11 protein-coding genes are annotated in these 13,728 nt (G+C 59.3%); 2 read left to right on the top strand and 9 right to left on the bottom strand.

The features are described from left to right. Positions 1-131: 131 nt before the first annotated feature. Positions 132-1,931 (bottom strand): AIPR family protein, encoded by a 1,800-nt coding sequence (locus tag Q8K05_RS16200; RefSeq protein WP_305247645.1) that lies wholly within the window; start codon positions 1,929-1,931, stop codon positions 132-134. Positions 1,932-1,994: 63 nt separating this feature from the next. After that, the gene (locus Q8K05_RS16195; RefSeq protein WP_305247644.1) at positions 1,995-3,830 is read right to left on the bottom strand and encodes a glutamine--tRNA ligase/YqeY domain fusion protein; all 1,836 of its coding nucleotides are present in this window, start codon (positions 3,828-3,830) and stop codon (positions 1,995-1,997) included. A 132-nt stretch (positions 3,831-3,962) separates the two neighbouring features. Here Q8K05_RS16195 and Q8K05_RS16190 point away from each other — a divergent pair, with 132 nt between their 5' ends. Next, positions 3,963-4,430 (top strand): hypothetical protein, encoded by a 468-nt coding sequence (locus Q8K05_RS16190; protein WP_305247643.1) that lies wholly within the window; start codon positions 3,963-3,965, stop codon positions 4,428-4,430. Between the two features lie 135 nt (positions 4,431-4,565). Here Q8K05_RS16190 and Q8K05_RS16185 read toward each other — a convergent pair whose 3' ends face one another. Then, the gene (locus Q8K05_RS16185; protein WP_305247642.1) at positions 4,566-5,156 is read right to left on the bottom strand and encodes a DUF3455 domain-containing protein; all 591 of its coding nucleotides are present in this window, start codon (positions 5,154-5,156) and stop codon (positions 4,566-4,568) included. A 460-nt stretch (positions 5,157-5,616) separates the two neighbouring features. Between Q8K05_RS16185 and Q8K05_RS16180 the strand changes: the two genes are divergently transcribed. Then, positions 5,617-6,450 (top strand): undecaprenyl-diphosphate phosphatase, encoded by an 834-nt coding sequence (locus tag Q8K05_RS16180; RefSeq protein WP_305247641.1) that lies wholly within the window; start codon positions 5,617-5,619, stop codon positions 6,448-6,450. A 44-nt stretch (positions 6,451-6,494) separates the two neighbouring features. Here the strand turns inward: Q8K05_RS16180 and Q8K05_RS16175 are convergent, their stop codons facing one another. The 6 genes from Q8K05_RS16175 to denD form a co-directional block, all read right to left on the bottom strand. After that, on the bottom strand, positions 6,495-7,337 hold the full coding sequence (locus tag Q8K05_RS16175; protein WP_305247640.1) for an alpha/beta hydrolase: 843 nt from the start codon (positions 7,335-7,337) through the stop codon (positions 6,495-6,497). A gap of 74 nt (positions 7,338-7,411) precedes the next feature. Further along, the gene (locus tag Q8K05_RS16170) at positions 7,412-8,239 is read right to left on the bottom strand and encodes a proteasome-type protease (RefSeq protein ID WP_305247639.1); all 828 of its coding nucleotides are present in this window, start codon (positions 8,237-8,239) and stop codon (positions 7,412-7,414) included. Between the two features lie 47 nt (positions 8,240-8,286). Continuing rightward, the gene (gene mutS, locus Q8K05_RS16165) at positions 8,287-10,899 is read right to left on the bottom strand and encodes a DNA mismatch repair protein MutS (protein WP_305247638.1); all 2,613 of its coding nucleotides are present in this window, start codon (positions 10,897-10,899) and stop codon (positions 8,287-8,289) included. Between the two features lie 211 nt (positions 10,900-11,110). Further along, positions 11,111-11,758, bottom strand: coding sequence for a 2-dehydro-3-deoxy-6-phosphogalactonate aldolase (locus Q8K05_RS16160; RefSeq protein WP_305247637.1), 648 nt, complete (start codon positions 11,756-11,758; stop codon positions 11,111-11,113). Further along, positions 11,755-12,666, bottom strand: a complete 912-nt coding sequence (locus Q8K05_RS16155; RefSeq protein WP_059759433.1) for a 2-dehydro-3-deoxygalactonokinase — start codon at positions 12,664-12,666, stop codon at positions 11,755-11,757. The genes Q8K05_RS16160 and Q8K05_RS16155 overlap by 4 nt, the downstream gene beginning before the upstream one ends. Before the next feature lie 48 nt (positions 12,667-12,714). Then, positions 12,715-13,719 (bottom strand): D-erythronate dehydrogenase, encoded by a 1,005-nt coding sequence (denD, locus tag Q8K05_RS16150; RefSeq protein ID WP_305247636.1) that lies wholly within the window; start codon positions 13,717-13,719, stop codon positions 12,715-12,717. Between the last annotated feature and the right edge of the window lie 9 nt (positions 13,720-13,728).

Genomic DNA, 13,728 nt, shown 5'->3' with positions numbered 1-13,728 from the left:
CTGAACTCAAGCGGCAGCAGGTTGCTTGGGCGTATGAAATTTTCATGGCGAGAACATCAAACAATTGGAATCTGACCCCAATTTCCCTTGGACATCTTGGCATCTTTGTCCGGTTGGCTTTCCTCTCGAACTTAGGAAGTTTTTGTAGAAGATGGGTTTCGAAGTTGTTTTAGAAATCTATTAAAAGCGACAGTTTGACTTTCTGCAGCAACTTCAACCTGTTGAGTGAAATTCTGTATTCCTTCCTCAATAGAGGTTTTTGATAAACCCTCTGAAATAGATTTTGCAAGTAGGCGGGTAAATGGAGCCGTTGCAGAAATAATTGGCGACCAATTTTTTATTGCGGTTTTTGGAGCGGTTTGATTTCCAAATGAAAGGGTGAAATAATCGCTTATTGGTCGGCTTATGATGGTTTCTAGGGCACTGGCAATAGCATGAATATAAACAAATATTGATGCGGGTAAGCGAAAGAACTCAAGTCTCTGCTTTTCTAAAGTGGTTAGCTCTATCTCTGATTTGGATTTTTCTATAAGATTTGACTTGCTGCTTTCTATACTTTTCAGTAGAGAGAAGACAAAAACCAAATGCGGTCCCGTGGTTTTTTCATTAAAAAATTCAGAATACAATGCATCATTATTCCAGATGTCTGATTTTTTATTGTATGCAGTGCTGGGTTGACCGTGAAATGCTGCGAGCGCTTGTCCGACGGTAAAAGATGGCATAAGCTTTGGCTTTCTCTTTATTGCGCTACCAAACCCGCCACGTCTTCCTCCTTCGTATTCGGCATCTTTTATTTTTGCCACTTCCTGACGAAGTCTTTTTTGAATAGCATCTGTACTTCGAAAGTCTGCTGCAGTTACTTGATTTTGACTATTGTTGTAGCGAACAATATCTCTTACTAGGTCCCTATCCCCATTATTAACTGATACAAATCGAATTGGAACCATTGCATTATCAGCAGGTTTTTCGTCCATGCTGCCAATGGCTCCTGTAGTCTGAGCGCCGTTGACTATTGCCAGTCCCTTCGCCTTGATTGTTTTTTGCTCTTTATCGAATTCAATTCGATGCGTGAGAGCCGTCAATCCGTTATTGAATACCCAGAAGTTTTCAGGTGTTTGAGAAATTGTTTGCCGTATGCCGTTATTTATATTGGATTGGCTTGAGCGGGCGCCAAGATAGTCTCTTATATTGGCAGAAAATAATTTTACAGAATGGGTTTTGTAAGCATCATAAAGATCTCTTGCGGAAATTGTTGTAATGAATGCTGTCCAGTCATTGGTCTTTACTTCAAATCCATCAGTACAGTTAAATGAAATGTTTTCGTTTACAGCAATAGGCGATTGTGTTTCGTTATACCATTCGGTTAGAGTGGAGTTTCCTATTTCTGTGACGAATTGCTTGACGTTGGCATTCTTGTGGTGCTTTGCAAGAGCTGAACTTAGCGTTTGTTTAACTGCTTCAAGTTCATCAGCAACATTTTTTGACTCCGTGCAGTTGTGTACGTACCATACGTGAATCTTGGTGATTGTTCCTGAGTTAACTCCATCTCTGATGCGTATTGCATGAGATCTAATGCCTTGAGGTAGATTTTCAGCTGGCATGGTAATTAGCCATGCTATTGCTGTATTTAAATCACTTGCTTTATTTGCTGGTGCGATTGATTTTTTTGATTTTGAGACGTAAGCTTGTATTATTACAGCTGTTCCGATTTCTTCATCTATGAAAATTAAATCGTTTTTTTTGTCGCTGCTGCCATCAACTATGGATGATACGCCGACGCCTTCTAAATCCTCTAAATCAAACCTGAGTGCTAATGCAAATAGACCTATGGCATTTGCCCCGAACTTTTTGAGATCATCGTGCTCGTCAAGGGCAGTTCTCCATGACGCTTCTAGTTCTTGGGATTGAATATCTTCGATTGTTTGTTGCATATTAATTGTTGCCCGTTCAGTTGCTAATTTAGTAACTTAAATAATCAGGGTAATATTTTTATATTACTTCCCCCAACTATCCTTCAACCCCACCGCCAGGTTAAATACTGGCCTCCCAGCCGCGTGATCCACCCGGTCCGCCACAAAGTAGCCATGCCGCTCAAACTGGAACTTGTCATCGGCCTTTGCGCTCGCCAGTGACGGCTCAACCATCGCCGTCACCACTTTCAGGCTGTTCGGATTCAGGCTCTCGATGAAGTCCTTGCCGCCAGCGTCGGGCTGGGCCTCCAGAAACAGTCGGTCGTACATGCGCACTTCGGCGCTCAGGCCGTCGGCCACGGCCACCCAGGTGATGACGCCCTTGACCTTGACGCTGTCAGAGCCCGGCGTGCCGCTCTTGGTGTCGGGAATCAGCGTGGCCTGCACTTCGGTGATCTTGCCTTCCGCGTCTTTGGTGCAGCCGGTGCACTCGATGACGTGGCCGTATTTCAGACGCACCTTGTTGCCGGGGAACAGGCGGAAGAAACCTTTGGGCGGCGTCTCTTCAAAGTCGCCACGCTCAATCCACACCTCTTTGCCGATCTTGAAGTTGCGCTTGCCCAGCTCGGGGTGATGGGGGTGAATCGGGGCGCTGCAGTCGTCGAGCTTGCCTGCGCCCATGACCTCGTCCCAGTTGGTCAGCACCAGTTTGACCGGGTCCAGCACGGCCATGGCGCGAGCGGCGCTGCCGTCCAGTGTTTCGCGCAGGCAGCCTTCGAGGGTGCTGTAGTCAATCCAGCTGTCGCTCTTGGTCACGCCAATGCGTTCGGCAAACAGCTGAATCGCTTCGGGCGTGTAGCCGCGGCGGCGCAGGCCGACGAGGGTGGGCATGCGCGGGTCGTCCCAGCCTGAAACTTTGTGGTCGTACACCAGTTGCGCGAGCTTGCGTTTGCTGGTGACCACGTAGGTGAGGTTGAGGCGGGCAAATTCGTACTGCCTGGGGGGCGGGGCGCTGATCAGGCCGCCCAGCACGCGCCCGTCGGGCAGGGTCGTGGTTTCGGTCAGGCGCTCCAGCAGCCAGTCGTAAAACGGGCGCTGGTCTTCAAATTCCAGCGTGCACAGGCTGTGGGTGATGTTCTCCAGCGCGTCCTCAATCGGGTGTGCAAAGGTGTACATCGGGTAGATGCACCATTTGTCGCCGGTGTTGTGGTGCGTGGCGCGGCGAATGCGGTAGATGGCCGGGTCGCGCAGGTTGATGTTGGGGCTGGCCATGTCGATTTTGGCGCGCAGCACCATGGAGCCGTCTTCATGCAGGCCGGCCTTCATTTCGTGAAAGCGGGCCAGGTTTTCTGCTGCGGTGCGGCTCCTGAAGGGGCTGTTGGTGCCGGGGTGGCCAAAGTCGCCGCGATTGATGCGCATCTGCTCCACGGTTTGTTCGTCCACATAGGCGTGGCCGGCTTCAATCAGGTGCTCGGCGGCGCGGTACATGAAATCAAAGTAGTCGCTGGCCTGGTAGAGGTTGCTTTCGCCACCGTTTTCCCAGCCGAAGCCCAGCCACTTCACGGCGTCCTTGATGCTGTTGACGTACTCAAGCTCTTCCTTCTCGGGGTTGGTGTCGTCAAAGCGCAGGTGGCAGACGCCGCCGTAGTCGCGCGCCAGGCCAAAATTGATGCAGATGCTTTTGGCATGGCCCACATGCAGGTAGCCATTGGGCTCGGGCGGAAAGCGGGTGCGGATTTTGGCCGGGTCGGGCTGGCCGGCCGCGTGGTGGGCGGCATCGCCCGGGCTGCCGCCCCAGCGCCTGCTGGCGTAGGTGCCTTCGGCCAGGTCTTTTTCGATGATTTGTCGTAAAAAGTTGCTGGGCTTGTGGGCTTCTTTGTCGGCAGGGTGAGTGGCTTTGGAGGGGGCGGGGGAGGTCATGTTGTGATTCTAGGCCGTAGTAGGGCTGGGTTACGTTTGGCTACGCTCTTAACTGTGCATGCGGTAGGCGGTTACCGCTGTCCCGCGTTTAATGCCTGTACGGGCGCTTCCTGCCCAGTTTAGGAGAAACACATGAAGACAGCTATCAAGGCCAACCGCTCGATCATCCTGGCCAGTGCCACCGCCGCATTGGCAGTGGCTGCGATGGGCTTTGCAGGTGCTGCCCAGGCAAGGGACGACGTGTACTGGTCGGTGGGCGTGGGCGCTCCCGCGGTGTCCCTGAATGTGGGCAATGCGCAGCCTGTATATGTGCAACCGCAGCCGGTGTATGTGCAACCCGCGCCGGTTTACTACCAGCCGCGCCCTGTGTATGTCAGGCCTGCGCCCGTATATTTCGCGCCACAGCCGGTTTACTACGGAAATCCGGGTCGTGGCCACAGGCGTCATGGCCATGGCGGCAACTATATGCAGGCACCCCAACAGGGTTACGGCCCGGGTTATTACGGCCCCGGTTATGGGCCGGTGTCGCAGGTGGGTTACGAGCGGAATGATCGGTATGACCGCGATGACCGGGGTGGCCGACACGGCGACCGGCGTTAAGCGGGCCTGAACAAAAAAAACCTGCTTCATGCAGGTTTTTTTTGGCCTCGGCATGGCTGAACGCTGAGCGGAAAAGAAGAAAGGCCCGCAAACCGTGGTTTGCGGGCCTGGGTCCTATGGCTGCATTGCGTGACCTTAAGCGGCCTTCCAGAAAATGTAGTCAGCCTGGTAAGGCCGGGTCAGCTTGTCGCCAATGTCGATTTGGTTGCAGGCCTTGCTCAGGTCCTGGCCACCCTTGGTTTTGATGCGCTGGATGTAGGTGACGTTTTGCAGAATGCCGGGGGCCGCATCGGGTGTGCCCTTGGACAACTGGTAGGCCAGATTGGTGTCGCCCACACGCGGCGCAACGGCAACCTGTGTGCCGACCACGCGGGAGCCATCAACATGGCTCCAGGTGGCGGGTGGGCCCGAATATTTCACGACCAGCTTGCCGGTGCGGTCAAGCAGGTCAGCCTGCGGCGTCACCAGGACCCAGCCCACGGCGCCGGCGGCGGTGGCATTGGCCTTGCATTCGTAGGTGAGCAGGCCGGTGGCGGTGGTTTCAAGCGCCACAACGTGGCCTGCGGGTACCTGGATTTGAGCGTCGAGCGTTACCTGCGAGTATTCCTTGGGCGGTGGCTTAACAGTGGAGCAGGCAGCCATCAGGCCGACTGTGCCAGTGACGACGGCCAGCGTGACGGCTGCGCTTTTGCCGTAAGCCCATAGGGTGTTGTGTGTGGTTTTCATGCGGTTCCTGAGGTTGTTGTTGCATTTTTATTACAACCCGGCACTGCAAATGCCGCTGTAGGACGCCAGACTCAGTTGTTGCAAGCGCAGACCCGGTGACGGGGGCCGTTGCATCGAGCAGAAAAAAGGCCCCAGTACCCAGTTTGTGGCTGGGCCTGTGGGCCTTGAAACCAGCGCCACCCCGGTATCAGTGCTGGTGATTCACTCAGAAAATGGTGGGGTCGGTGGGCTGGCATGGGCAAGACGTTCGTGGCCAGTGGGCTGACCGTCCGGGCTGTCGCGTCTTGAGAACAGTACGGCGCGTGGTGCGCTACTGGATTCAACAAAAATGCGCGGCGGACAAAAAAGAGCTTGCGGATCGCCCCCTGTATTGAATGGCTGCCGGTCCTGATCGGCTGCCTGCCTCACAAAAAAGGCGACAGCCGAGCAACGATAATCAAGTCCAATTTAAGGAGCCAGCGTGGATATTGCACTGTTGATCAAAGCCGCCATCATGGGCATTGTGGAGGGTCTGACCGAGTTTCTTCCGATTTCCTCGACCGGGCATTTGATTTTGGCGGGCGCGCTGCTGGGTTTTGACGATGACAAGGCTAAGGTGTTTGACATTGCCATCCAGACCGGCGCCATCTTTGCGGTGATCCTGGTGTATTGGCAAAAAATCCGTACCACGCTGATCGCCTTGCCCAACGAGAAGCAGGCGCAGCAGTTTTCGCTCAATGTGCTGGTGGCTTTTGTGCCGGCCGTGGTGCTGGGCTTGCTGTTTGGCAAGGCCATCAAGGAGCACCTGTTCACGCCGGTGGTGGTGGCCAGCAGTTTCATCATTGGCGGCCTGATTATTTTGTGGGCTGAACGGCGGCAACTGCGCAACCCGGCTGTCACGCGCATTCACACAGTCGAGGCCATGAGCACCATGGACGCGCTCAAGGTGGGGCTGGTGCAGTGCCTGGCCATGGTGCCGGGCACCAGTCGCAGCGGCGCCACCATCATTGGCGGCATGCTGCTGGGGCTGTCGCGCCAGGCGGCGATTGATTTTTCGTTCTACCTGGCGATTCCCACGCTGATGGGTGCCGGGGCTTACAGCCTGTTCAAGGACCGCGCCCTGCTGTCCCTGGCCGACCTGCCGCTGTTTGGCGTCGGGCTGCTGTTTGCCTTTGTCAGCGCCTGGCTGTGCATTCGCTGGTTGCTGCGCTACATCGCCACCCACAGTTTTGTGCCCTTTGCCTGGTACCGCATTGCATTTGGCATCGTGGTGCTGGCCACGGCCTGGAGCGGCCTGGTGACGTGGGCGGCTTGAGCCGGTTGAATCGGTTGAACTGACCGGCGCCGGGCTGGGGCGGCTCAGCCCATCATGTTCAGCAGCGCCGCTTCAATGGCGGCCGCCGTGGCCAGCGGCTTTTCCATGGGAAACAGGTGGCTGCCATCGAGCATCATGATGCGGCCTTTGGTGACTTTTTCGGTCATCGCCATGCCCACCTGTTTCATCTCGACCGACTGCCGCCCGCCAATGAAGGTGGCGGGGCATTTGAGCGGGTTTGCTTTTAGCAGGCGTTCCAGGTTGTCGGGCAGGGTGTTGTAAATGGCGGTTTCCACGTCGCGGTCAAAGCTCAGCAGGCGCTGGCCCTGGCCCGAGCTGGTTTCGTCGTGCGTGCCATGATCGATGTAGTCGCGCAGCACCTGCTCGTCCCAGCGGGCAAAGGCTTTTTTGCTGCGGAAATGCGCGAGCACTTCATCACGGCCCAGCCACTGCTGCCTGCGCTTGCGGCTGATGGCGCCGGGCGAGATCGACCCCACCAGCTGCGCGCGCTTGGCCATGCTGAGCGCGGTGGCACGCCAGCCGCCCAGAATCGGCGAATCAATCAGCAGCACGCCGCGCACGGGTTTGCCGCCCAGCACCGGGTGCTGGGCGGCGCACATGAGGCTTAAAAAGCCGCCCAGCGAATGGCCGACCAGAAAAGCCGGCTGGCCGGATTTCTCGACTTCCTTGCTGGCGAAGTCAGCCAGTTGCTGCACCAGATTGGGCCAGTTGCTGGTGACCGGGTAGCGCGGGTCGTGGCCAAATTTTTCGATGGCCTTGACCTGAAAGCCCCTGGCCTTGAGGCTCTGGAACAGCACGCCGTAGGTGCTGGCCGGAAAGCTGTTGCCGTGGGAAAAAATGATGAGGGGTTTGGAGCTGGAGGGCACAGGCTTTGTGGGCGCCGCAGCGCGCTGGCTGCCGGTTGGGCCCTGGTGGTGATGTCGGTGAGGCGGTGAAGGGTTTAAATCAGTTTTTCGTGCGGCGTGCTGATTTTTTTGAGCGTTTCGTGGCGGGCCGTGGGCATTTTGATCGGAATGTCGGTGTGCGCATCGTCCCACACCGGGTCCTCAATGCTGTCGAACACCTCGCGCAGCTTTTGGCCCCAGCTGTTGTGCATCATCCGGTAGTAGGGGTTGTCGTGGTCAATGCAGACGATCTTGTCGCTCTTGAAGCTGTCCGCTTCATAGACCGCGAGGTCCAGCGGCAGGCCGACCGACAGGTTGGACTTGATGGTCGAGTCCATGGACACCAGCACGCATTTGGCGGCTTCGGCCAGCGGCGTTTCGGGCGTCAGCACGCGGTCCAGCACCGGCTTGCCGTACTTGGATTCGCCAAGCTGGAAGTAGGGTGTCTCGTCGGTGGCCTCAATGAAGTTGCCGGCGGAGTAGACCTGAAACAGGCGCATGGCTTCGCCGCGGATTTGGCCGCCCAGCACCAGCGCCACATTGAAATCGAGATCGGCCTTTCTGAGTGCCTCGCCGTCGCGCGCGTGGACACGGCGAATCGCCGAGCCCAGCACGCGGGCAGCGTCAAACATGCTTTTGGCATTCCAGATCGTGATCGGATCGTCGCCTTCATGGTCCTTGAGTTGTTCAATCTGCAAAATTTCGCGCACCGATTGCGAAATCGACAGGTTGCCCGCTGACAGCAGCACCATGAAGCGGTCGCCGGCCTTTTCGTAGACGATCATTTTGCGAAAGGTGCTGATGTTGTCCAGGCCCGCATTGGTGCGGGAGTCTGACAAAAACACCAGGCCGGCATTGAGTTTGGCGGCGACGCAATAGGTCATGAGGGGACTCGGGAATGTTGAAGAATGGGAATTCAGGGATTTCCGTTTCAGGCGGCGGCCGCCAGCTTTTTCAGCCGGTAGAGCGCCTCCAGCGCTTCACGCGGGGTCAGCGCATCGGGGTCTATCGTACCCAATGCCTGAAGGGCGGCGCTCTCGTCGGGCTCGGTTGCCTGCGGCGGGGCGGCAAATAGGTCGATCTGGGACCGCGTTTCGTTCTGCTGGGTTTCCAGCGCATTCAGTGCATGCCGGGCATGGTTGACCACGGCAGCCGGCACGCCGGCCAGCTTGGCCACCGCAATGCCGTAGCTCTTGCTGGCGGGGCCGGGCTCGATGTGGTGCAGGAAAACAATGTTTGCACCGGACTCGACCGCGCTGACATGCACATTGATCGCCCCATGGTGCTGGGCCGGAAACTCGGTCAGTTCAAAGTAATGGGTGGCAAACAGCGTGAAGGCCTGCGACTTGTTGTGCAGGTAGGCGGCTATGCCGCCGGCCAGCGCCAGGCCGTCGAAGGTGGAGGTGCCGCGCCCGATTTCGTCCATCAGCACCAGCGAATAAGGGGTGGCCGCGTGCAAAATCTGCGCGGCCTCCAGCATTTCAAGCATGAAGGTCGACTGCGCGTTGGCCACATCGTCGGCCGCGCCGATGCGGGTGTGGATGGCGTCGATCGGCCCGAGCCGGCAGCTGCTGGCGGGCACGTAAGAGCCCACGCTGGCCAGCAGCACAATGAGCGCGACCTGGCGCATGTAGGTCGATTTGCCGCCCATGTTGGGGCCGGTGATCACCTGCATGCGGCTTTTGCCGGTGAGCTGGCAGTCGTTGGCAATGAAGGCGCCGGCACCTAGCTCGGCCAGCCGGGCTTCCACCACCGGATGCCGGCCCTGGGCGATGTCTATGCACGGCGCCGTAACGAACACAGGCGCGCACCAGTTCAGCGTGAGCGAGCGCTCGGCCAGCGCGCAGAGCGCATCGAGCGAGGCGAGCGCGCGCGCCAGGCGGCTGAGCGCGGGAATGAAGTCCTGCAACTGGTCAAGCAACTGCTCGTACAGCCATTTTTCGCGCGCCAGCGCCCGTTCCTGCGCCGACAGGGCCTTGTCCTCAAAGGCCTTGAGCTCGGGCGTGATGTAGCGTTCGGCGTTTTTCAGGGTCTGGCGGCGCCGGTAGTTGTCGGGCACCTTGTCGAGTTGGCCCTGTGTGACCTCGATGTAAAAACCATGCACCTTGTTGAACTGCACGCGCAGATTGGCAATGCCGGTGCGGGCTTTTTCGCGGCCTTCCAGGTCGAGCAGGAATTCATCGCAGTTGGTCTGGATCGCACGAAGCTCGTCCAGGTCAGCATCGCAGCCGTGGTTGATGACGCCGCCGTCGCGAATCAGCGCGGCCGGCTCGTCCAGCACATAACGGCCCAGTAGTTCGGCGCAGCCGGGCGGGGGCTGCAAATCTTCAAAAATAGTGGTCAAAAGTGCCGCTAGCCCATTGTCCACGGGCGTAAGCAGCTCTGCTTTTTGTAGCGTTAATTGCAAGGCCACCAGCTCGCGCGGCCTGACCTGGCGCAATGCGATGCGGGCCGTGATGCGCTCCACATCACTGCAGCCCTTGAGGCGGGCGCGCAAGGTTTGCTGGGAGCCCTGGCGCAGCTGCGTAATCGCTTCCAGCCGGGCGGCGGCTTGGGCGCGGTCGCGGCGCGGGCTCAGCAGCCAGCTTTTCAGCGCCCGGCTGCCCATGCCGGTGGTGCAGGTATCTAACAGTGAAAACAGCGTGGGTGAATCTTCGCCGCGCAGGGTCTGCGTGAGTTCGAGGTTGCGCCGCGTGCTCAAAGGCAGCTCGATCAGTTCGCCCGAGCGCACCACCTGCAGGCCCTGCACATGGGGCAGGGCGCGGCCTTGCGTGTGTTCGGCATAACCGAGCAGCGCCGACGCAGCGGCATGCGCTTCATTCAGGCCTTCGGCATTCCACGCGGCCAGTGAGGCGACCTGGAGCTGCTCCAGCAGTCGCCGAGCGCCCAGCGCCGCATCAAACTGCCAGGCGGGGCGGGCGCTGGCGGCGCAGCGCAAGGTTTTAAGGCGCTGCTCAAAAGCAGGCGTGACGTCGACGTTGTACAGCAGTTCGCTGGGTGCAATGCGGGCCAGCCAGGTTTCCAGCTCGCCGTTGGCGCAATGGGCCAGGTGGATCTCGCCCTGGGTGACGCTGAGCCAGGCCAGGCCGCAGGTGTTGCGGGCGCCCTGGTGCACGGCCAGCAGGATGGATTCGGTCTTGTCGCTCAGCAGTGCGGTGTCGGTCAGCGTGCCGGGCGTGACCACGCGCACCACTTTTCTCTCGACCGGCCCCTTGCTTGTCGCCACATCGCCGACCTGCTCGCAAATGGCCACCGATTCACCGAGCTTGATCAGCTTGGCCAGGTAGCCTTCGAGCGAATGGAACGGCACGCCCGCCATCACCACCGGCTCGCCCGCCGACTGGCCGCGCCGGGTCAGCGTGATGTCGAGCAGGCGCGCGGCTTTTTCGGCGTCGGCAAAAAAGACCTCATAGAAGTCGCCCATGCGGTAAAACACCAGCGTGTCGGGGTACTCGGCCTTGATGCCCCAGTACTGGGCCATCATGGGGGTGTGCGGCTGGGCCGGGGTGGGGCGCTCGGGGGTCAGCGGTGTGGTGTCACTCATGAATCAGATAGAAGGCGCGCGGGGCGTTGCGCAATGCAGCATTATCAATGCTGCCCCTCCATGGGCGTTGTTGAATAAATCAAAATCCCGGCAACCAGGTCGACGAACTTGCATGACGCAGCTCGGTTTCACCTTCAGAATAGCCAGTGCCCTACAAGCATAACGAGAGTCGCCGTCACAAGATCAAAAAAGCTCGTTACAAAGGAGTTGTTCAACAACGCCGTGTTGTGGATGGCTCACGGCAGGAGGCGATGAAGTTCATGGCATGGGCCTGTACCTGCGTTGCCTTCATGCCGGGCTTGTAGAGGGCCGACCCAATGCCAAAACCGTTGGCACCGGCGGCAAGGTAGCTACTCATATTTTCTGGCGTGATGCCCCCCACCGGCAGCAGTCGTGTGTCTGCAGGTAGCACGGCGCGTAGAGCCCGAACCACCGCCGGGGTGATCATCTCTGCCGGAAACAGTTTGAGTCCGGTGGCGCCAGCCTCCAGTGCGGCAAAGGCTTCTGTGGCAGTCATCACGCCGGGCAGGCACACCAGCCCCAAGCGCACAGCTTCGCGCACCACCGCCGGATTGAAATTGGGCGACACGATCAATTGGCCACCTGCGGCATGAACGTTGCGCACATCGTCCGGCGTGAGCACCGTGCCGGCGCCGATCAACGCCTGCGGAAATTGGCTGGCCAGTGTGGCAATACTTTGGAGCGGATCAGGTGAGTTAAGGGGGACTTCAATCAGGGTCCAGTCCGTGCTGGTCAGGGCTTCGCCCATCGTCAGCGCCTCGTGGGCTTGCAGGCCGCGCAGGATGCCGACGAGGGGGATGTGGCTCAGTGCGGCTTCAAATTTTTGGTGTGCGTTCATACTGTTTTTAACAAGCTGGGATGGATGGTTTGGGCAATCGCCCACAGACCGGCCCAAGTCGCCTCCGAGCCTATCCGCTGCGCGGGTACGCCCCGCAGGGCCAATGCGTTTTGGTAGCGCTGAGTCAATGCCGCGGAGCCGATGATGACCACGTGGGTATTGGCCTGCAATGTCTGGGCACGCAATTCTTCGCCAATGACCAGGCCCGACAGATAGCTGGGCAGCGCGGCGGCCGGCAGGCGATCGAACAGCGACAGGGTGCGCGTGCTGAAGGCGGTGTGCAGCAGGCTGTTGCCGCGCAGCGCCAGTGTCACGCCCTGGTCGAAAGCTTCGCTGTCGAATGCGCCATCGCTGGCGGGCAAGGTGCGCGACAAAATGGAGTGCTGGCGCAGCAGCGCGAAGAACTCGCCCGTCATGAAGGTGGCAAACGACTGGATACGACCGGCTTGCACCCGCACCCATTTGCTGTGCGTACCGGGCAGCACCAGCAGGGCGTCTTGCAGGCCGAGCAGCTGCAGGGCGCCGAAGACCTGGGTTTCTTCGCCCCGCATGACGTCAGGAAGACCATCGTGTTCGCAGACTAACCCCGGCACGATGGCCACGCGACCCGGTTTCACCCATGCCAGGTTGGCGGCGACTTCTTCGAACCCGGCCGGACAGGTGCAATAGGGTGCTTCCAGCCAGCCCTGCTTGCTGCCGACCATGCCAGACATCAGGCATAAAGCATCAGGCCTTTGCATCCAGTCGCCAAAGCAGCTCTCAAACGCCGGGGCAAATTCACCGGGCGCCACCGTCAGGATGCCCCGGGCAAAAGACCGCTCTTCCACGGCCTGGCCCCGGGCGTCGAGCCAGGCACCACGCAGCGATGAGGTGCCCCAGTCGACCGCCAGCAAGGTGCGAACGTTCATGCTGTCCCTTTGTCGCCGGATGGCCGATTCATGCCCGTTTGGTCCCGCTCAGCGGTTCAGGCCCCGCAGAGCGTCTGCCGGATAGGTGGGCTGCCGGCAATCCTCGATGTACTGCTCGATGATGGCCTTGAACGATGCATCCGGACGCAAGCCCAGCGCCAGCGCGCGATCGGCGGTCGCGCCCCGGGCCCAGTTGGCGACGATGCCGGCGATGCGGTCGTCGCGTTCGAAACGCACCCGCTGGCGAACCTGGGGGCCGGCCACTTCCTCCAGGGCCTGCAGCATGTCGCCCACGTGCACATTGAGCCCCGGCAGATTCAGCGCGAGGCGACCGCCCATGGCTTCCCGGCTGGCCTCGAACACGGTCAGCAGCCCCTGCACGGTGTTGGATGGGGATGACACGGGGTGCATGACATCGGGATCGACCGGGCAGGTGGTTTCGACGCCCGCCAGAGGCTCGCGGATGATGCCGCTGAAAAACGACGACGCGGCGCCATTGGGCTTGCCCGGGCGCACGGTGACGGTCATCAGGCGCGCGGACCGGCCATCGATGAAGCCCTTGCGCGTGTAGTCGGCAATCAGGTGCTCGCACATCAGCTTGTGCGTGCCGTACGAGGTTTGTGGCGACGGCAAGGTGTTGTCGGTCACCAGGTCGGGCAGCGGGTTGGCGGCGTCCGGCCCGAACACCGCGACCGAACTGGCGAACACCAGGCGGGGGGTATTGCCGGCCTTGCGCAGGCCATCCAGCAGGGCACGGGTGCTGTCGAGGTTGGAATGCAGGCCCAGGTCAAAGTCCAGTTCGCATTCGCCCGAGACGGCCGAGGCCAGGTGGAACACAGCGTCGAAACCGCTCGCAAACAGTTCGGCTTGATTCAGCAGGGGCCCGGTGTGTACCCGCACCCGCGGGTCCGCGCTCAGGTCGGCGGGAGGGGGGGACAGATCGGCGATGCCGAGTTCGGTGATGGTGCGGCCATTAAGCTGGCCTTGTCTGAGCAGTTCGCGGGCCAGCCGGGCGCCGACAAAACCGGCGCCACCGGTGACGAGTATTTTCATGAGTGAGCT

Source organism: Polaromonas sp. (assembly GCF_030682935.1).
Taxonomy (GTDB): domain Bacteria; phylum Pseudomonadota; class Gammaproteobacteria; order Burkholderiales; family Burkholderiaceae_C; genus Polaromonas.
This window is presented reverse-complemented; position numbering and strand designations above follow the sequence as displayed.